Origin of the sequence: Stenotrophomonas sp. RIT-551, from assembly GCF_026241915.1 — a bacterium.
GTDB lineage: Bacteria > Pseudomonadota > Gammaproteobacteria > Xanthomonadales > Xanthomonadaceae > Stenotrophomonas > Stenotrophomonas bentonitica_A.
The window spans coordinates 1-20,315 of record NZ_JAPJIU010000008.1; the positions used below are offsets into that span (position 1 = coordinate 1).

Sequence of the window (20,315 nt, forward strand, 5' to 3'; positions counted from 1 at the left end):
GCATCGTGACTGCCGAAGAACTGCTGGCCCTGCGCGAGGCGATGCTGCACCGGCTGGACCAGGCGGTAGCGCGCTGGCAGGCGCAGTGCGAGCAGGTCGGCGAGCGTGACGCCTCGGCCGTGGCCGCCGTCACGGCACGCCGCCAGGCGCTGCAGGCACTGCTGGCAGACAGCGACAACACGCGGTATGCGCAATTGATCGAGGCCGACATCGCCTTCCTGCAGGCCGACACCCGCGACCGCGAGGCGCGCGCTGTAGACCGCGCCGCGGCGGGCCGCCAGCAGCAGCGGCGGCAGCGCGACAACGCGGCGGCCGTGCTCAAAACGCTGCAGGATCGACCCGTCGATGCAGACGCGGGCCTGCTGCAGGCGCTACGGGCACTGGCCGACGGTCACCCCGGTGCTGACGCAGAGGCGGTGCTGGCCCGTGCCTTCGCCCTCCTTGCGCCCCCGGAGGAGCAGGCAACCCTGAGCAACGGCCAGCGCGCCTTGGCTGCCGCATTGCAGACCTCGGCGCCCATCCCCACGCTGGCCGACTGGGCCGCCGCGCAGCCCGCCGATCCCGGACGCGAGGCGCGCCTGCTGCGCGTGGACCGCTACATCGCCGAACTGCAGGTACTGCAAGGCCCGGCAGTCGCCGCGCCCTACCTGGAGGCGCTGCACCACGCCGAGCAGGAAACCGCTCCGCAGCGGCGCAACCTGCTGCTGGACAGCCTGGTTCTGGAACTGGCCGCCGCCTCGGCCGCGTTCGCCCAGCGCCGCGTGCAGCTGGAGCGGCTGCAGGATGTGGCCAGCAGGCTGGCGGCACTGGACCCGCTTGACCATGCGCCGTTGCTGGCCCTGGTGGGCGCGTGCAGTACCGACACCGCGCTGCCGCTGCTGACCGCGCTGACCCTGCAGTGCGACACCGCCCTTGCCAGCCACCAGCAGGCGCTGGCGGCAGTTTCCCGGCGCCAGGCCGTACTCGACGGCCTGGCCAGCCTCGGCTATGAAGTGCGCGAAGGCATGGCCACCGCATGGCAGGACAATGGCGCGGTGGTGCTCAAGAAAGCCGCCACCCCCGGCTATGGCGTTGAAGTAGGCGGCCAGGCCGACGGTGGGCGCCTGCAGGTCCGGGCCGTGGCGCTGGCGGCCGACCGTGACCGCAGCCGCGACCGTGACATCGAAACCCTGTGGTGCGGCGAGTTCGGACGGCTGCAGGCGCTGTTGCACGGTCAAGGCACTGAGCTGGTGGTCGAACGGGCGCTGGGCGTGGGTGAGGTGCCCTTGAAGGAGGCCATCGCCACCGCGACGCCGTCCGGACAGGTGCAGGTGTCGCGCGCGCGCAGCGGCTCGATCTGACGTCACGGAACGGTTCTTGCACGACCCCGGGTAATCCCCCGTGTCGTGCAGCCCATGTCCGAGAACGAACAAGCCGGCGAAAAGACCGAGCAACCGACCGAAAAACGCCTGCGCGATGCCCGGGAACAGGGCAACATCCCGCGTTCGCGTGAGCTGGCGACGGCGGCTGTGTTCGGTGCCGGTGTGCTGGCGCTGATGGCCTTCTCCGGCACCATCGCCCGCAACGCCAAGACCTGGATGCAGGTCGCGCTGAGCCCCGAGCCGGGGCTGCGCCTGCATCCCCAGGCGTTGTTCGGGCACTTCGGCGAATTGATGCTGCGCTTGCTGGTGGCCATGTGGCCGCTGCTCGTGATCTGTCTGCTGGCCTGCTTCCTCTCGCCAGTGGCGATGGGCGGGCTGCGCTGGTCGAACAAATCGCTGATGCCCGATTTCAAGCGGCTCAGCCCGATGGCCGGCATGAAGCGCCTGTATGGCCCGGAAGCGATTGCCGAGTTCACCAAGTCCCTGCTGCGCATCGCCTTTGTCGGCACCGCCGCCGGGCTGGTGGTGTGGCACGGCATCCGCTCGCTGCGTGACCTGCTCAACCAGCCACTGGAGGCCGCGATGATCCACGGCCTGGGCTTCACCCTGAAGCTCATGCTCGCCACCGGCGGCGCAATGATGCTGCTGGCCGCCATCGATGCCCCCTACCAGCGCTGGAACTGGATGCGCAAATTGAAGATGACCCGTGAAGAGCTGCGCCGCGAAATGAAGGAAAGCGAGGGCAGCCCGGAGGTCAAGGGCCGCATCCGCCAGCTGCAGCAGCAGATGTCCAACCGCCGGATGATGGAAGCGGTGCCCACCGCCGATGTCGTGGTGGTCAATCCCACCCATTACGCGGTCGCCCTGAAGTATGAAGGCGGAAAGATGGGGGCGCCCACCGTGGTGGCCCTGGGCGTGGATGAAACCGCCCTGCGCATCCGTGAGGTGGCCGACGGCAACAAGGTCGCCATCGTCTCCGCCCCGCCTTTGGCACGCGCCTTGTATCGGGAAGGTCAACTTGGAAAGGAAATTCCCGTGAGACTGTATTCGGCCGTGGCCCAGGTGCTCTCCTATGTCTACCAGCTGCGCGGCTGGCAGACCGGCCCGATGCCGGCAGCGCCCAGCATCGACATCGATGAATTTGGCAAGGGGGGCCGCCCATGAGCGCGCAGCCGGCCGGCATGAACGCGCGCCGCGCGCTGGACATGATCCGCCACGGGCTGGGTGCCCCGCTGATCGTGCTGGCCCTGCTGGCGATGGTGGTGGTGCCGCTGGCGCCGCCCGTGCTGGACGCGCTGTTCACCTTCAACATCGCCATCTCGCTGATGGTGCTGCTGGCGGTGGTCTATGTGAAGCGCCCGCTGGACTTCACCATCTTCCCGATCGTGCTGCTGATCACCACCATGCTGCGGCTGGCGCTGAACGTGGCCTCCACCCGCGTGATCCTGCTGCACGGCCAGAACGGCCACGAGGCCGCCGGCAAGGTGATCGCCTCGTTCGGCGAGTTCGTCATCGGCGGCAACTACGCGGTCGGCATCGTGGTCTTCGCGATCCTGACCATCATCAACTTCGTGGTGATCACCAAGGGCGCCGGCCGCGTGTCCGAAGTGACCGCACGCTTCATCCTTGATGCCATGCCCGGCAAGCAGATGGCGATCGACGCCGATCTCAACGCCGGTTTGCTGACGCGTGAAGAGGCCAAAGCCCGCCGCGAGGAGGTGCGTGAGGAAGCCGACTTCTACGGTGCGATGGACGGTGCCAGCAAGTTCATCCGCGGCGACGCGATCGCCGGCATCCTGATCCTGTTCATCAACCTGGTCGGCGGCCTGGCGGTCGGCGTGCTGCAGCATGGCATGCCCTTCGGCGATGCCGCCGCGACCTACACCCTGCTCTCCATCGGTGACGGCCTGGTGGCCCAGCTGCCGGCCCTGCTGGTGTCCTCGGCGGTGGCCATGCTGGTCACCCGCGCCTCGCGCTCTCAGGACATGGCCCAGGCCATGATGGGCCAGGTATTCGGCCAGTACCGCGCACTGACCATCGCCGCGGCGATCCTTGCAGTCGTCGGCCTGGTCCCGGGCATGCCCAACGTCGCCTTCTTGACGCTGGCCGCGATCCTGGGCTTCATCGCCTGGAAGGCGTGGAAGAAGAGCACCGCCCAGGCCGCGGCGGCTGATTCCCCGGCCGCCAATCGCCCCGATACCCTCGGCCTGCCCGGTGCAGCGCCCTCGCCCACCGCCGAGCTGACCTGGGACGAACTGCGCCCGGTCGACCCGCTCGGCCTGGAAGTCGGCTACCGGCTGATCCCGCTGGTGGACAAGAACCAGGGCGGCGAACTGATGGCCCGGATCAAGGGCGTGCGCCGCAAGCTCACCCACGACATCGGCTTCCTGATTCCCTCGGTGCATATCCGCGACAACCTGGAACTGCCGGCGACCGCGTACCGCCTGCTGATCCACGGGGTGCCGGTGGCCACCGCGGAGATCCATCCCGACCGCGAACTCGCGCTGGACCCGGGCAGTGCGCTGGGCACGCTGGAAGGCATTGCCGGCAAGGACCCCGCCTTCGGCCTGGATGCCACCTGGATCCAGCCGCACCAGCGCGCCAATGCCGAATCGATGGGCTACACCGTGGTCGACCCGGCCACCGTGGTCGCCACCCATCTGTCGCACCTGATCCGCGAGCACGCCCCGGAGCTGCTCGGCCACGAGGAAGTGCAGCAGCTGCTGGCCAACCTGGCCAAGAGCGCCCCCAAGCTCGTCGAAGACCTGACACCCAAGTCGCTGCCGCTGTCGGCCGTGGTGCGGGTATTGCAGAACCTGCTGATCGAGCGCATCCCGATCCGCCAGCTGCGCAAGATCGTCGAATCGCTGGTGGAAAGCGCGCCGACCAGCCAGGACCCGGCCGTGCTCACCGCTGCCGTGCGCAACGCGCTGGGCCGTTTCATCGTGCAGGAGATCGCCGGAATGTCGCCGGAGCTGCCGGTCTTCACCCTCAACCCGCAACTGGAACGGGTCTTGCAGGAGTCCACGCAGGGCAACGGCGCCGCGCTGGAACCCGGACTCGCCGAGCGACTGCATCAAAGCCTGGCCGAATGTGTCGGCAAGCAGGAAGCGAAGAACGAGCCCGCGGTCGTGCTGGTGCCTGGCCCGGTACGTGCGGCGCTGGCACGGCTGGTACGCCACAGCGTCCCCTCGCTGTCCGTACTCGCCTACAGCGAGGTGCCCGAGGACAAACGGTTGAAGCTGGTCGGCACGATCAGTTGAGCCGGGCGCCCGACGGTACCGCGACAGAAAACAGACACCTCATTCGATTTCACCGCAGCAGGAAATAAAGGGACTCCCTGACCGTGCAGACCACCGACAACCAGCGTTTCCCTTCCACGACTCCGCCGCCCCAGTCCCGGTACCACAGCATGAAAATCAAACGCTTCGTCGCCTCCGATATGCGCTCGGCCATGAACCTGGTGCGCAAGGAACACGGACCGGACGCAGTGATCCTGTCCAACCGCCGGATCGAGGAAGGTGTCGAAATCGTGGCGGCGGCCAACTATGACGAAAGCGCCGTGCAGCGTGCGCTGGAAGCGGCCCGCAAGGACGTGGCCCCACCGCCGGTGCCGCGCCCGCGCAGCGCCGCCGATGCCGTGATCGCCGCCGTGACCCGCCGCAGGGCCCCGGTCGCCGCGCCCGAGCCGGTGGCCGCGACCACCTCGGCCGTCGCCGCGCTGGCCCGCGCCGCCGTCGGCGCCACCGGTCGCACCCTGGATACCGCCAACGAGATCGTGCCGCCGCCGGGCAGCAGTGGCTTCGCCGCCACCCTGGCCCGTGCCAGCGTCGGCCCGGCCGTCAACGAACCGTCGCTGCCGGAGCAGATCTTCGCGCCGTTCAATGTCGAGCAGGCCGCGGCCGCGTCGCCAGCGCTGCTGCAGCCTGAGCCGCTTGTCGCCGAGCCCGCCGTGGCGGCCGTGAACCCGCCGATCAACCGCGCGCGCTTCGTCATCGATCCGCCGATGGACGACGAACCGCCTGTCCAGAGGCACGTGCCGGTGGCCGCCGTGGCGATGCCGCCGCTGCCGGTCAGCGTCACCGTGCCGCCGGCCCTGCCTGCTGCCGAGAGCGTCGTGGCAGCGCCGGACACGGTCGCCCAGGCGCGTGCCGAAAACCCGGCGCCGGCCGTTGTCGCCGAACCGGCCCAGGCCCAACCGCAGCCGGCCGCCGAACTGGTGGTGGTGCAGCGTGATGACGAAGAGATCCGCCAGCTGCGTCACGAAGTGGCCGGCATGCGCCAGGTCATCGAGCGCGAGATGAACCGCTTCACCGACGAGCGCCTGCGCGGCTCGCCGGTCCGCGCCGCCGCACTGGACCTGATGGACGAGTACGGCTTCGATGCCGGCATCAGCCGCGACGTGGCCATGCAGATTCCGCTGGACACCGAAGCCCACCGCGGCCGCGGGCTGATGCTCGGCCTGCTCTCCAAAAAGCTGCCGATCGCCCCGGTCGACCCGCTCGACGCCGGCGGCGTGATCGCCCTGGTCGGCCCCACCGGCGCCGGCAAGACCACCACCATCGCCAAGCTGGCCTCGCGCTTCGCCGAGGCGCATGCGGCCCGCGATGTCGCCCTGGTCACCACCGATACCGGCCGCATCGGCGCCCGCGAGCAGCTGTACGGCTTCGGCCGGCAGCTCGGCATCGCGGTCCATGAGGCCAGCAGCGGCAGCGATCTGAACCAACTGCTGGAGCGCCTGAAGGACTATAAGCTGGTCCTGATCGACACCGCGGGCCTGGGCCCGCGTGACCGCGCCCTGGCCGCCCAGCTGCAGTGGCTGCGCGCGGCCCAGCAGATCCGCACCCTGCTGGTGCTGCCGGCCAACACCAGCTTCGGCGACATGGACGAGGTGGTCCGCCGCTTCAGCGCCGCCAACCCGCAGGGCGTGGTGCTGAGCAAGCTGGACGAGACCGGCCGCTTCGGCAGCGCCCTGTCGGTGGCCGTGGACCACCGCCTGCCGATCACCTGGGTCACCGATGGCCAGGACGTTCCTGAAGACCTGCACCGTGCCAGTGCGGCCAATCTTGTACTTCGCCTTGAAGATTTGCGCCGCGCGGCCGATATGCCCTGCAACCCGGAGTTGAACCATGCCGTCGCGTGAGTACGCCAAGCTGACCAAGACCTTCCCGTTGTCGGCTACCCGAAGCCAGCCGCTGGGCCCGGTCCGCACCATCGCCGTCACCGGCGGCAAGGGCGGCGTGGGCAAAACGAACGTTTCGGCCAATCTGGCCGTGGCGCTGGCAGACATGGGCAAACGCACGCTGCTGCTGGACGCCGACCTCGGCCTGGCCAACATCGACGTGATCCTGGGCCTGCAGCCGAAGGTGACCCTGGCCGACCTGGTCGCCGGGCGCTGCACGCTGGAAGAAGTAATCATGGAAGGCCCCGGTGGCGTGCTGGTGGTCCCGGCTGCCTCCGGCCGCCGCCACATGGCCGAACTGCAGCCGGCCGAACACGTCGGCCTGGTCAATGTGTTCTCCGAGCTCGAGCGCGAGCTGGACATCATGATCGTGGACACCGCCGCCGGCATCACCGATGGCGTGCTCACCTTCTGCCAGGCCGCGCAGGACACCGTGGTGGTGGTCTGCGACGAGCCGGCCTCGATCACCGATGCCTACGCCCTGATCAAGGTGCTCTCGCGCGAGCGCGGCGTGGACCGGATCCAGGTGGTGGCCAACATGGTCCGCGACCCGAACGAAGGCCGCGTGCTGTACGAGAAGCTATCCCGCGTGTGCGAGAAGTTCCTCGCCGATGTCTCGCTGAACTACCTGGGCTGCGTGCCGCAGGATGACTGGCTGCGCCTGTCGGTGCAGCGCCAGCAGCCGGTGGTGAAGGCCTACCCGTCGAGCCCGGCCGCCCTGGCGCTGACCGAGATCGCGCGCCGCACCGCCCGCTGGCAGGCCCCGACCGAGCCGCGTGGCGGGGTCGAGTTCTTCCTGGAACGCATCCTCAAGCAACGCGGGGTGACGGTATGAAGGGCGCAGCACAATACAAAGAGGTCCAGCGGACCGCGGCCAACGAGTGCATTGCCCAGCACTCGGACCTGGTCCGGCGGATCGCCCACCATCTGGCCGCGCGCCTGCCGGCGAGCGTGGAAGTGGACGACCTGATCCAGGCCGGCATGATGGGCCTGATCGAGGCCTCGCGCAGCTACGACGCCGACCAGGGCGCCTCGTTCGAGACCTACGCCTCGATCCGCATCCGCGGTTCGATGATCGACGAGATCCGCCGGGGCGACTGGGTGCCGCGCTCGGTCCACCGCCGTGCCCGGGATGCCGCCGCCACCATCCGTCGCCTCGAGCAGAGCACCGGCCGCGCCGCCAGCGCCACCGAAGTGGCGGCCGCGATGGAGATGCCGCTGCCGGATTACCTGCGGCTGATGGAAGACGCCTCGCGCGGCCAGGTGCTGAGCCTGGAATCGCGGATCGAAGACCAGGGCGAGCTGGACACCGTCGCCCAGGGCGGCCCAACCCCGCAGCAGGTGCTGGAACGCGGCGAGTTCGGGCGCGAGCTGGGCAACGCGATCGGCCTGCTGCCCGAGCGCGAACAGCTGGTCCTGTCGCTGTACTACGAGCAGGAACTGAACCTGAAAGAGATCGGCGCCGTACTGGGTGTGAGCGAATCGCGCGTGTGCCAGATCCATGGCCAGGCCGTGCTGCGCCTGCGGGGCCGGCTGAAGATCTTCGAGGCGGCAGACGCCGGCCTCGAGAACCATTGAAATCGAGGAAAGTGCTTTGAACAAGAACATGCGTATCCTGATCGTCGACGACTTCTCGACCATGCGTCGTATCGTCAAGAACCTGCTGGGCGATCTGGGCTTCACCAATACGGCCGAAGCCGAGGACGGGCATGCCGCGCTGGCGATGTTGCAGAGCCAGCCGTTCGATTTCGTGGTCACCGACTGGAACATGCCGGTGATGACCGGCATCGACCTGCTCAAGGCCGTGCGTGCCGATGCCAAGCTCAAGACCCTGCCGGTGCTGATGGTGACCGCCGAAGCCAAGCGCGAGCAGATCATCGAAGCGGCCCAGGCCGGCGTGAACGGCTACATCATCAAGCCCTTCACCGCACAGACCCTGGAAGAGAAGCTCGGCAAGATCTTCGAACGCCTGGCGGCGAGCGCCTGATGGAGACCCTGAGCGACAAATCCGCGCTGGTGCAGCGCCTGCAGGATGCCCTGGCCGCCCTGGAAAGTGGCGACGAAGCCGGCTGGCGCCGGGAAATCGACGCCCTCGCCGCGCTGCGCACGCAGCCGATGATGGCCGGCCTGAACCGCCTGGCCCGCGAACTCGGCCAGGCCCTGGGCGAGCTGCCCAGCCTGCCCAGCGAAGCCGGCGAACTGGATGACGCCTGCGCGCGCCTGGACCACGTGGTGGCGATGACCGAACAGGCCACCCACCGCACGCTGGACCTGGCCGAGGAATGTCGCTCGCTCACCGAACAGCTGCGCGCCAACGGGTTGACGCCCGACCAGGGCCAGCAGCTCGACCGCATCCGTCACAACCTCACCGAAATCGCGCTCACGCAGAGCTACCAGGACCTCACCGGCCAGATCATCCGCCGCGTGGTGGGGATCGTGCGCCGCGTGCATGAAGGCTTCGGTGCGCTCGGCCTGCCGCCGCAGGAAGACGAGAAGAAGCGCGACAACAACGGCCTGGCCGGCCCGGCCGTGAACGGCCTGGATCGCCATGCGGTGTCACAGAACGACGCCGACGACCTGCTCTCGGACCTGGGACTGTAACGATCATGAGTGCTGTTCCAGACGATATCGCTGCCGACTTCATCCTCGAGGCCCAGGAAATCCTGGACCGCCTCGGCGAACAGCTGGTGTCGCTGGAGCAGGCGCCCCAGGACGCCGACCAGCTCAACGCCGTGTTCCGCGGCTTCCACACGCTCAAGGGCGGTGCCGGCTTCCTCGGCATCCAGGCGATGGTCGAGCTGTGCCACGCGGCCGAGGAAACCCTCGGCATGGCGCGTTCGGGCCAGGCCACGCTGCAGGCGCACCACTTCGATGCGGCCCAGCAGTCGCTGGACTACCTGCAATCGATGCTGGATTCGGTCTCGGCCGGAACCGAGCCGGGCTATGCCCCGCCAGAATTGATCGCCCAGTTCGACGTCAACGGTCCGGCCACCCCGACGCCCGCGGCTGCCGCCAGCGCCGCCAGCGCCGGCAGCGGCGGTGGCGAGCTGATCACCGATGATGAGTTCGAAGCACTGCTCGACCAGCTGCATGGCGGCGCCGCGCCGACCGCGGTGGCCGTGTCGAAGAAGGACGACGGCCTGATTGGCGAAGACGAATTCGAAGCCCTGCTTGACCAGCTGCATGGCGGCGCCGTTCCCGGTGCCAAGGCCATTGCCGCTGCGCCCATGCCCGCCGCGACCCCGCGCGCCGTGGCCGCCCCGGCGGCGCCGAACGCCAAGCCGGCCCCGGCCAAACCGGTCGCCGAAGCCGAACACACCGTGCGCGTGGATACCAAGCGCCTGGATGCGATCGTCAACCTGATCGGCGAGCTGGTGCTCTCGCGCAACCGCCTCAAGACCCTGCGTGCGCGCCTGCACGATGAAGAACTGGACCGCGCGGTGTCCACGCTGGACATCGCCACCGCGCGCCTGCAGTCGGCGGTCATGCGTACCCGCATGCAGCCGGTCGGCAAGGTGTTCTCGCGCTTCCCCAAGGTGGCCCGCGATGTCGCGCGCTCGCTGAAGAAGGAAGTCGAGCTGGAACTGATCGGCGCCGAAACCGAGCTGGACCGCAACCTGGTCGAAGCACTGGCCGATCCGCTGGTGCATCTGGTCCGCAACGCGATCGACCACGGCGTGGAAATGCCGGAGCTGCGTGAAGCCCAGGGCAAGCCGCGCAGCGGCCATGTGCGCCTGTCGGCCCAGCAGGAAGGCGACTACGTCAGCATCGAGGTGCAGGACGATGGTGCCGGCATCGATCCCGAACGCCTGCGCCAGAAGGCGCGTGAGAAAGGCTTGATCGATCCGGAAGCGGCGGCTCGCCTGAGCAGCGAAGAATGCCTGCACCTGGTGTTCCTGCCCGGCTTTTCGACCAAACAGCAGGTCACCGACATCTCCGGCCGCGGCGTGGGCATGGACGTGGTCCAGTCGCGCATCCGCGAGCTGAGCGGCCAGATCCAGATCCAGTCCGAACTGGGCCGTGGCAGCCGCTTCATGATCCGCGTACCGCTCACCCTGGCGATCCTGCCGACCCTGCTGGTGCAGGCCGGCGAAGACGTCTACGCCCTGCCCCTGGCCCGCGTGATGGAGGTGCTGCATGCGCCCAACAGCTCGCTGGGCTGGTTCGATGGCCGCGCCGTGCTGGACCGCAAGTCGCACACGCTGGCCCTGGTCGATCTGCGCCACTGGCTGGATGTGGAGCCGATGCCCTCCTCGCTGCTGACCATCGTGGTGCTGCAGGCCGGCGAAGCCCGCTTCGGCCTGGTGGTCGACCAGGTGCGCGGCCGCGAGGAAGTGGTGATCAAACCCCTGCCCAAGGCGCTGCGTGGCCTGCGCGGCTATGCCGGTGCCACCCTGATCGGCGATGGCCGGATGGCGCTGATCCTGGACGTGGATGGACTGCGCACCCACCACGATTGACGCGTGAAAGTGTGACCGCCGCATCACTGGATTCCTTCGGCGTCTCAAGTCCCATTCATACAAGCCGATAACGGACCCATGGACAGACTCAGCCTCATTGGACTATTCCTCGCGTTGGCCTCGCTGGTCGGCGGCAGCATCCTCAAGGGAGCCGGTCTGGCGTCGCTGTGGTCGCCGGCCGCCTTCGTGATCGTCATCGTCGGCACCATCGCCGCGATCCTGCTGCACACCTCGCCGGCAGTCTTCAAGCATGCGTTCAAGATCGTGCGCTGGGTGATCCGGCCGCCGAGCAGTGACCGTCGCCAGTTGATCCAGCAGATCGTGGAATGGAGCAACATCGCCCGCCGCCAGGGCCTGCTCGGCCTGGAAGCGCAGGTGGATGCGCAGGACGATCCGTTCCTGCGCAAAGGCCTGCAACTGCTGGTGGACGGCGTGGAGCCGGAGACCATCCGGCACATGATGGAAATTGAACTGAGCAGCCAGGAAAGCCAGGACCTGGCCGCCTCCAAGGTGTTCGAGGGCATGGGCATCTACGCCCCGACCCTGGGCATCATCGGCGCCGTGCTCGGCCTGATCGCGGTGATGAAGAACCTGGCCGACCCGAGCAAGCTCGGGCATGGCATCGCCGCGGCGTTCACCGCCACCATCTACGGCATCGCCTCGGCCAACCTGCTGTTCCTGCCGGTCTCGGCCAAGCTCAAGAGCGTGATCCATCACAACAGCCGCGACCGCGAGATGATCATCGAAGGGCTGATCTCCATCGCCCAGGGCGAGAACCCGCGCAACATCGAAACCAACCTGTCCGGGTTCCTGCACTGACATGGCCCGCCGCAGGCACCACGAAGAGCACGCCAACCATGAGGCCTGGGCGATCCCCTATGCCGACCTCATGACGCTGCTGCTCGCCTTCTTCGTGGTGATGTACGCCATCTCCTCGCTCAACGAAGGCAAGTACCGGATCATGGCCGACGCGTTGACCACCGCCTTCGGTGGCGCGCCGCGCACGATCAACCCGGTGCAGGTCGGCAACCAGCAGGTCCAGGGCGGTGGCTGGGACAGCCCGTCGGTGATCAAGGCCGGAAACCGGATCGGCCCCTCCGCACCAGCACCGAGCAACGACCCGACCCTGCTGCCGGCGATGGCCTCGCAGATGCGCATGCCGGTCTCGATACGCAACCAGGAACAGCTGCAGCGTGCCGAGCGCCAGCTCAACGGCATCGCCGACAAGCTCACCGCCACCCTGGCACCGCTGATCGAACGCGGCATGATCACCGTGCGCCGCACCGAGCTGTGGATCGAGGTGGAGATCAACAGCGACATCCTGTTCCCGACCGGCTCGGCCACGCTGGATGTTCACGCGCGCGACACCCTCTCCAAGCTGGCCGAAGTGCTGCGTGACGCGCCCAACGGCGTACGCGTGGAAGGCCATACCGACAACATCCCGATCGCCACCTCGCTGTTCCCCTCCAACTGGGAGCTCTCGGCCGGACGCGCGGCCAGCGTGGTGCACCTGTTCGCCGACCAGGGCCTGCAGCCGGCACGCCTGGCGATGGTCGGCTACGGCCAGTTCCGCCCGCGCGAAGACAATGCCAGCGCCGAAGGCCGCAACCGCAACCGGCGGGTGATGGTGATCATCCTGGCCGACACGGCGCAGAGCATCGACCCGATCACCGACCGCCTCAGCGCCGACGCCGACGCCACTGATGCCGCCAAGGCGCCCAGCGCCGGCAACCCCGTTACCCCCGTTACCCCCATCGCACCGGTGCAGTTGCCACCGGTGCCGGCCGGCAGCCGCGTTGGCGCCGCCGTTCCGCCCGCAATGAAGGAGTGAACCGCATGCGTATCTGGGCTGTTGCCAATCAGAAAGGCGGCGTGGGCAAGACCACCACGACGCTCGCACTCGGCCGCGGCCTGGCCACGCAGGGCCACCGCGTGCTGTTGATCGATCTGGATCCGCATTCCTCGCTGACCCGCGCCTTCGGCGTGCCGTTGGATCCGCCGCCGCAGGGTGTGCTGGAGCTGTTCGCCACGCCGCCGGCCGAGCTGCCCACCCTCGCCCGCCACAGCGACATCCCGGGCCTGGACTATGTCTGCGCACAGGCGGCACTGGCCACGCTGGAACGGCGCAGCGCCAACCAGCCGGGCCTCGGCCTGGCCCTGCAGAACGCGCTCGGCCGTCACCAGGGCCAGCACGACTACATCCTGCTGGACTGCGCGCCCACGTTGGGCCTGTTGATGATCAACGCACTGGCCGCGGCCGACCGCCTGATCATCCCGACCCAGGCCGAGCCACTCGCCCTGCATGGCCTGGATGGCATGGTCCGCACCGGCGAGATGGTCGAGCGCTCGCGCCGCCGCGCGCTGCCGATGTCGATCCTGCCGACCCTGTTCGACCGCCGCACCCGCGCCGGCAACGAGACCGTCAAACTGATGCAGGACAAGCATGGCCATCGCGTCTGGGAAGACGCGATTCCGGTCGATACCCGCATCTGCAATGCCGCCAGCCTGACCGTGCCGCCGCAATCGGAGGATTACCCCGGCCGTGGCCTGGCCGCGTATCGCCGCGCGCTGGAATGGATCCTGGCCGACGATGCACAGCAGATGGAGCGCGCGGCATGAACACCGCCGGCGTGCTCGACGATTACCTGGAGCAGCTGCTTGGCGACGCGATGCCGCCGCCGGCAGCGTCACCGGTGGCCGTCGCGACGGCCGACACCGTCGAAGCGACCGGCGGCCTCGACGCCGCGCCTGCGACTGTCGAAACGGCCAGCGCCGACGCGGCGCCGGCGACCGACGAACAGACCGCCGCTGGTACAGCGCCGGCGGCAGACGACCCGGTTGTCCCGCCAGGCTTCCGTGACCTGCTCGATGAGCTTCGCGACGATCCGCTGCTGAGCGGCGCCATGACGCTGCCCACCGCGGGCGCTGCACTGGACGCCGAGGCAGCTTCGGCTGCCATCAGCGCGCCTGCACCGGGATTCGACGACCTGCTCGACGAACTGCGCAACGATCCGCTGCTCAGCGGCGCGATGCCCGCGCCCGCCGAAGAAGCGCGCCCCAGCTGGAACGACCTGCCGCCCGAGGTTGTCTACGAAACCGATCCCATGCCCGCAGGCGCCAGCACGCCAGCCGAATTGCCCGAGCCTGTCGCGCCACCCGCCGCCGCGCCAGCGGCCCGCGCGCCGATTGCCCGGCAGATGTCCTCGATGCCGCCCATGCCGGCAGCGACCAGCGCCCGTGCCGGCACGCCCTCATTGGCACAGAGCCGGCCCGGCAGCTGGGAAGAGCTGCAGCGCCAGGCACGCGACCCGGCCTCCAGCCCGCGCGAGAACCGCCGTGCCAGCGAGCGCACCTCGCGCTGGCTGCGTCTGCGTTGCGGTGCCCAGGCCTACGCGCTTGAACTGCTCAAGGTCCAGGAAGTGGTCCTGCCCGTGCCGCTGCTGCCCCTGCGCGGCACCTCCCCGGCGATGCTGGGCATCATGAACCTGCGTGGCCAGGTCGTGCCGGTAATGGACCTGGGCCTCCACCTGGGCAGCAGTGCGGCCGGCAATGACGCCAACACCCGCATCGTGGTGCTGGAGGAGAACGGCGAGACCATGGGCCTGCGCGTATCGGCCGTGGAGGATGTCGCCAATCTCACCGATTCCCAGATCGAGCCCCCCGATACCGCCCGCATCTGCCAGATCTCCAACGACCTGTTCCGTGGCGTGGCCCGGTGCGGCGCCCAGCCGATGATCCTGCTGGACGCGACCCAGTTGCTGAACTGACCGGCACCCACGCGATCGCCCACGCCGCCCCTAAAGCTTTGTGGGTTCGGGCCGTTATCTCTCTCGGAACCGTTTGTCCGGAGCAATGATGAGCACTGTGGCCCTGGGTGATGATCTCGGTATCGAGACCAGCACCGAGCTGAAAACACGTTTGGCCCCCCTGGTGGATCAGGCCGGCGATCTGACGCTGGATGCCAGCCAGATCGGCCGTATCCATACCGCCTCGGTGCAGGTGCTGTGCGCATTCGTCGAGGCCCGCCGCAAGGCCGGGCATCCCACCGGATTCCACGGTTGCACCGCAACCTTCCGTGATGCCGCGCGACTGCTCGGCGTCACCCAGGCCCTCGGCCTGGATGCACCCCATGACAACCTGAAATCTGTGGAGAACGCTGCATGAGCGCACGTATCTTGGTGGTGGACGATTCGGCGTCGATGCGCCAGATGGTCTCTTTCGCCCTCACCTCGGCCGGCTTTTCCGTCGAGGAAGCCGAAGACGGCGCGGTCGCCCTCGGGCGTGCCAAGGGCCAACGCTTCAACGCGGTGGTCACCGACGTCAACATGCCCAACATGGATGGCATCTCGCTGATCCGTGAGCTGCGCCAGCTGGCCGAATACAAGTTCACGCCGATGCTGATGCTGACCACCGAATCGGCTGCGGACAAGAAGTCCGAAGGCAAAGCCGCCGGTGCCACCGGTTGGCTGGTCAAGCCGTTCAATCCGGAACAGCTGGTGGCCACCGTCCAGAAAGTCCTGGGCTGATCCCGCTTCACCTTTCCCTCCCCTCGCAACCGGACACCCCGCACCATGAGCATGGATCTGCAACGTTTCCACGCCACCTTCTTCGAAGAAAGCCGCGAGGGGCTGGATGCGATGGAAGCTGGCCTGCTGGCGCTCGAATCGGGCCAGCAGGACCCGGAGATCATCAACTCGGTGTTCCGCGCCGCGCACTCGATCAAGGGCGGCGCCGGCACGTTCGGCTTCGATGCGATCGCCGCCCTGACCCACGTGCTGGAAACGCTGCTGGACGAACTGCGCGCCGGCAAGCGCGCGCTGGAGCCGGCCGCGGTGGACGCGATGCTGGCCTCGGTGGACGTGCTGCGCGCCCTGCTGCGTGAAGCCGAGCACGGCCAGGCGGCAGACCCGCAGGCGGTTGCCGAGGTCAAGGCGCGCCTGGAAGCGGTGCTCTCCGGGCAGGCCGCCGCCGTGGCGCCGGTCGCCGCCGCCAAGGTCGATGACACGCCCGAGGCGTGGCAGATCGGCTTCGTGCCGGCACCGTCGCTGTTCATGAGCGGCAACGACCCGCTGCGCATCATCCGCGAGCTTGAACACCTGGGCTCGCTGCAGGTTGCCGCGCGCCTGGACCGCCTGCCCGGCTTCGACCAGCTCGATCCGCTCGAAGCGCACCTGGCCTGGGACCTGGGGCTGGTCGGCAAGGTGCCGCGCAGCAAGATCGAAGATACCTTTGCCTGGGTCGTGGACGACTGCGAACTGGACATCCGTCCGGCCGCGCCGCCGAGCCTGGCCACCAGCGCGCCGGCCGAGGCCAAGCCTGCCGTCGCCCCCGCCATCGCTCCCGCCGCACCGGCCGCAGCAGCACCGGCCACCGCCGCACACGAAGCTGAAACCTCGATCCGCGTCAGCGTGGACAAGGTCGATGCGCTGATCAACCTGGTCGGCGAACTGGTCATCACCCAGGCCATGCTCAAGCAGGTCTCGCACGCACTGGATCCGGCACAGGCCGAGCAGTTGCTGACCGGGCTGGACCTGCTGGAACGCAATACCCGCGATCTGCAGGAAGCGGTCATCGGCGTGCGCATGCTGCCGGTGGATGCGGTGTTCCGCCGTTTCCCGCGCCTGGTCCGCGATCTCTCTTCGCGCCTGGGCAAGCACGTGCGCCTGCGCACCATCGGCGAGGGCACCGAGCTGGACAAGGGCCTGATCGAAAAGATCGCCGACCCGCTGGTGCACCTGGTCCGCAACTCGATCGATCACGGCCTGGAAATGCCGGACGTGCGTCGCGAGGCGGGCAAGGACGAAACCGGCACGATCACGCTGGCCGCCTCGCACCAGGGTGGGCACATCGTGATCGAAGTCAGCGACGACGGCCGCGGCCTGAACCGCGACAAGATCCTGTCCAAGGCGCTCGAGCGTGGCCTGAGCGTGCCGGACAACCCCACCGACGCGCAGGTGTGGGACCTGATCTTCCAGCCGGGCTTCTCCACCGCCGATGCCGTCACGGATCTATCGGGGCGTGGCGTCGGCATGGACGTGGTCCGCCGCAACATCCAGGCACTGGGCGGTGAGGTGCAGCTGGAAAGCCAGGCCGGCAACGGCACCCGCGTGCTGATCCGCCTGCCGCTGACGCTGGCGATCCTGGATGGCATGACCGTCTCGGTGGCCGGCGAAACCCTGATCCTGCCGTTGGCCTACGTCCTCGAAGCCCTGCAGCCGCAGGCCGACGATGTGCGCACCATGGCGGGCGAAGGCCGCGTGCTGCGCGTCCGCGGCGAGTACCTGCCGATCCTCTCGCTCAGCGAGTACTACGGCTACGGTGGGCGCGCGCTGGACGATCCGCTGGTGGTCGTCGTCGAGGGCGATGGCCAGAAGATCGCGCTGGAAGTGGACGAACTGGTCGGCCAGCAGCAGGTGGTAGTCAAGAACATCGAGAACAACTACCGGCGGATCAGCGGCGTGTCCGGTGCAACCATCCTGGGCGATGGCCGGGTCGCGTTGATCGTGGACATCGGCGGCCTCGTGCGTTCGCTCAAGGTGCCGCAGGCCGCGTAACGCCGCTGCCATCGGGTTGGTCCCGACGCCGCCGCTCCCCCGGGAGCGGCGGCGTTCGTTCGTGGGCGCGCGGTCCCATGCGCATGGGCCGGAAAGTGTGAACTTCATCGAGCGCCTCGCCCTCGTGGTTGTCCTGCCAACCGTTCGCCACGGTATGGCCCATCCGCCCGCAACCCTTGCAACAGCAACCATCGGCGGCCGATGAACCGCAGCTGGGCTCGTGAAAAAAATGTGACGCCGCACTATCAAGTTGCAACGGATCGACGCCGCTATCCGAAGTAGCGACCACGGCAACCGGCTCGCGCCTGCGCTCCACCCTCTCCCACCCCGCTGATTCCGCCCAGCACCCCACGGCTGTGCGCCACTGCCCTGCCCGGAGTTTCAACCATGAAGTGGTTCCACGACCTGCCCATCGCCCGCAAGCTGGCGGTAGGGTTCACCCTCACCACGTTGATGACGCTGGCCCTGGGCAGCTTCGCCCTGGTCCGCCTGGGCGAGGCCAACGCACAGCTGCGCGCGATGAGCACCAACGACATTCCCTCGGTGCAGCACCTGGGCGAAGTGCGCGCGCAGCTCGGCGAGTTCCGCACCTACGAAATGGCGCAGCTGACCGTGCTCGACAAACCCGAGTCGGTTGCCGACTACGACAAGCGCATGGCCGACACCGGCAAGGTCGTCAATGCCGAGCTGGCCGCATATGCCGCACTGCCGGCCGGCGACAAGGAACGCCAGTTGTATGACGTGGTCGCCGCGCGCACCGCCGATTACTTCAAGGCCAACGGCCTGATCAAGGAAGCCATCGCCGCCGGCGACGGCGTCACCGCCCAGCAGATTTCCGATGAGCAGTCCCGCCCGGCACGCCGCGCCCTGTTCGCCGCGCTCAAGGAGCTGGGGGAGTTCAGCAACGGGGTGATGGCCAGCCGCATCGAGACGGCCAACGCCACCCACCAGAACAGCGTCTACGCGATCATCGGCGGCATCGTGCTGCTGTCGCTGCTGGCCGCCGTGATGGGCGTGGTCATCTCGCGCGCCATCACCCGCCCGCTGGGCCAGGCCGTGCACGCCATCCAGTCGGTCGCCCGTGGTGACCTGTCGGTCAACATCCAGGCCACGAGCAGGGATGAAGCGGGCAAGATGCTGGCCGCCACCCGCGACATGACCGTGATGCTGCGCCGCTTCTCCGAGCAGACCCAGCAGATGGTCGACATGCACGCCGGCCCGGACATCAGCCACCGCATCCCGGAGGATTTCCCCGGCGTGTACGGCCAGCTGGCCGTCGGCATCAATACGGTGATCTTCGAGCACCTGGATGCGATCAAGGACGCGATCAACGTCCTCAACCAGTACGCCGCCGGCGACCTTTCGCCCGATGCCCGCCGCCTGCCCGGCAGCCGCGCGATCCTGCACGAATCGATGGATGCGGCCAAAGCCAGCCTGCTGGCGATCAATACCCAGATCCAGGCGCTCGCCCAGGCGGCCGCGGCCGGTGACTTCACCCAGCGTGGCGATGCGACGCGCTTCGACCACGACTTCCGGGTCATGATCGAGCACCTCAACACCATGATGCAGGTCGCCGATGGCAACCTGTCCCAGCTGTCGCACCTGCTGCAGTCGATCGCCAACGGCGACCTGACCGCCCGCATGCAGGGTGAGTTCCGCGGGGTGTTCGCCTCGATGCGCGACGATGCCAACACCACGGTCGCCCAGCTGACCCGGATCGTCGGCCGCATCCAGCAGGCCTCTTCCAGCATCAGCACCGCAGCTGGCGAGATCGCCTCGGGCAACAACGACCTGTCGCGCCGTACCGAGCAGCAGGCCGCCAACCTGGAAGAAACCGCCGCGTCGATGGAGGAACTGACCTCCACCGTGCGCCAGAATGCCGAACACGCCCGTCAGGCGAACCAGCTTGCGATCGGCGCGCATTCGGTCGCCTCGCAGGGCGGTGACGTGGTAGGCCGCGTGGTCAGCACCATGCACGAGATCGACGCCTCCTCGCGCCGCATCGCCGACATCATCACCGTGATCGACGGGATCGCCTTCCAGACCAACATCCTGGCATTGAACGCCGCGGTGGAAGCGGCCCGTGCTGGCGAGCAGGGCCGTGGTTTCGCCGTGGTCGCCTCGGAAGTGCGCACCCTGGCCCAGCGTTCGGCCGGTGCGGCCAAGGAGATCAAGGGCCTGATCGACGAATCGGTCGGCAAGGTTGCCGAAGGCTCGCAGCTGGTCAACCAGGCCGGCGCGACCATGGGCGAAATCGTGGCCTCGGTGCAGCGCGTGACCGACATCATGGCCGAGATTTCCGCGGCCTCGCAGGAACAGTCGGCCGGCATCGAGCAGGTCAACCAGACCGTCGTGCAGATGGATGAGACGACCCAGCAGAACGCCGCGCTGGTGGAAGAAGCCACTGCCGCCGCCCGTGCCATGGAAGAACAGGCCGGTCACCTGACCGACGCTGTCGCACTGTTCCAGCTGGACAGCCACGGGCACACGGCACCGGCCACCGTGGTCCATGCACCGGCCGCGCCACGAGCCGTCGCAGCGGCCAAGCCGCGCAGCGTCGTTGCCGCACCGCGCCGGGTCAGCCCCCGCGAACCGGCCCTGGCCAACGACACCGAGTGGCAGGAGTTCTGATCGCGCCTGCCACGTGATCACGCGCCCTTCGACACCCCGCTCCGGCGGGGTGTCGTCGTTTCGGCAGGGCCATCGCGCACCGCCGCGCTGCAATTGCCCCTACATAAATGTGAACTACTGCCGATAA

The 20,315-nt window shown here is 68.3% G+C and carries 17 protein-coding genes; all 17 read left to right on the forward strand.

The features are described from left to right. A partial coding sequence (locus tag ORK51_RS11135) for a hypothetical protein (RefSeq protein ID WP_323054044.1) occupies nt 1-1,340 on the forward strand: 1,340 nt, incomplete at its 5' end. Nucleotides 1,341-1,394: 54 nt separating this feature from the next. Beyond that, entirely contained in the window at nt 1,395-2,525 is a 1,131-nt protein-coding gene (gene flhB / locus ORK51_RS11140; protein ID WP_070427320.1) for a flagellar biosynthesis protein FlhB, read from the forward strand. After that, nucleotides 2,522-4,624, forward strand: a complete 2,103-nt coding sequence (gene flhA / locus ORK51_RS11145) for a flagellar biosynthesis protein FlhA (RefSeq protein ID WP_019184817.1) — start codon at nt 2,522-2,524, stop codon at nt 4,622-4,624. Before flhB ends, flhA begins: the two co-directional genes overlap by 4 nt. Before the next feature lie 149 nt (nt 4,625-4,773). Next, nucleotides 4,774-6,504, forward strand: a complete 1,731-nt coding sequence (gene flhF, locus ORK51_RS11150) for a flagellar biosynthesis GTPase FlhF (protein ID WP_266084967.1) — start codon at nt 4,774-4,776, stop codon at nt 6,502-6,504. Then, nucleotides 6,491-7,378 (forward strand): MinD/ParA family ATP-binding protein, encoded by an 888-nt coding sequence (locus ORK51_RS11155; RefSeq protein WP_019182906.1) that lies wholly within the window; start codon nt 6,491-6,493, stop codon nt 7,376-7,378. The genes flhF and ORK51_RS11155 overlap by 14 nt, the downstream gene beginning before the upstream one ends. Next, nucleotides 7,375-8,121, forward strand: a complete 747-nt coding sequence (locus ORK51_RS11160; protein ID WP_266084970.1) for an RNA polymerase sigma factor FliA — start codon at nt 7,375-7,377, stop codon at nt 8,119-8,121. The genes ORK51_RS11155 and ORK51_RS11160 overlap by 4 nt, the downstream gene beginning before the upstream one ends. A gap of 16 nt (nt 8,122-8,137) precedes the next feature. Beyond that, on the forward strand, nt 8,138-8,530 hold the full coding sequence (cheY, locus tag ORK51_RS11165; protein WP_019182908.1) for a chemotaxis response regulator CheY: 393 nt from the start codon (nt 8,138-8,140) through the stop codon (nt 8,528-8,530). Further along, nucleotides 8,530-9,144 carry a protein phosphatase CheZ gene (locus ORK51_RS11170; protein ID WP_070427319.1) on the forward strand — a complete coding sequence of 205 codons (615 nt, stop codon included), beginning with the start codon at nt 8,530-8,532 and terminating at the stop codon, nt 9,142-9,144. The genes cheY and ORK51_RS11170 overlap by 1 nt, the downstream gene beginning before the upstream one ends. Before the next feature lie 5 nt (nt 9,145-9,149). Further along, nucleotides 9,150-11,003 (forward strand): chemotaxis protein CheA, encoded by a 1,854-nt coding sequence (locus ORK51_RS11175; RefSeq protein ID WP_266084972.1) that lies wholly within the window; start codon nt 9,150-9,152, stop codon nt 11,001-11,003. A gap of 78 nt (nt 11,004-11,081) precedes the next feature. Next, complete coding sequence (locus ORK51_RS11180; protein ID WP_019182911.1) at nt 11,082-11,822, forward strand: flagellar motor protein; 741 nt, start codon at nt 11,082-11,084, stop codon at nt 11,820-11,822. Between the two features lies 1 nt (nt 11,823). After that, nucleotides 11,824-12,834 carry a flagellar motor protein MotD gene (motD, locus tag ORK51_RS11185; RefSeq protein ID WP_070427317.1) on the forward strand — a complete coding sequence of 337 codons (1,011 nt, stop codon included), beginning with the start codon at nt 11,824-11,826 and terminating at the stop codon, nt 12,832-12,834. Between the two features lie 5 nt (nt 12,835-12,839). Beyond that, complete coding sequence (locus ORK51_RS11190; protein ID WP_070427596.1) at nt 12,840-13,622, forward strand: ParA family protein; 783 nt, start codon at nt 12,840-12,842, stop codon at nt 13,620-13,622. Beyond that, the gene (locus ORK51_RS11195) at nt 13,619-14,770 is read left to right on the forward strand and encodes a chemotaxis protein CheW (RefSeq protein ID WP_070427316.1); all 1,152 of its coding nucleotides are present in this window, start codon (nt 13,619-13,621) and stop codon (nt 14,768-14,770) included. The genes ORK51_RS11190 and ORK51_RS11195 overlap by 4 nt, the downstream gene beginning before the upstream one ends. 88 nt (nt 14,771-14,858) lie before the next feature. After that, nucleotides 14,859-15,167 carry an STAS domain-containing protein gene (locus ORK51_RS11200; RefSeq protein ID WP_019182915.1) on the forward strand — a complete coding sequence of 103 codons (309 nt, stop codon included), beginning with the start codon at nt 14,859-14,861 and terminating at the stop codon, nt 15,165-15,167. Further along, complete coding sequence (locus ORK51_RS11205; protein ID WP_019182916.1) at nt 15,164-15,529, forward strand: response regulator; 366 nt, start codon at nt 15,164-15,166, stop codon at nt 15,527-15,529. Before ORK51_RS11200 ends, ORK51_RS11205 begins: the two co-directional genes overlap by 4 nt. A gap of 45 nt (nt 15,530-15,574) precedes the next feature. Further along, the gene (locus ORK51_RS11210; RefSeq protein WP_070427315.1) at nt 15,575-17,557 is read left to right on the forward strand and encodes a chemotaxis protein CheA; all 1,983 of its coding nucleotides are present in this window, start codon (nt 15,575-15,577) and stop codon (nt 17,555-17,557) included. 387 nt (nt 17,558-17,944) lie between these two features. Beyond that, entirely contained in the window at nt 17,945-20,188 is a 2,244-nt protein-coding gene (locus tag ORK51_RS11215; protein ID WP_266084973.1) for a methyl-accepting chemotaxis protein, read from the forward strand. Nucleotides 20,189-20,315 lie beyond the last annotated feature (127 nt).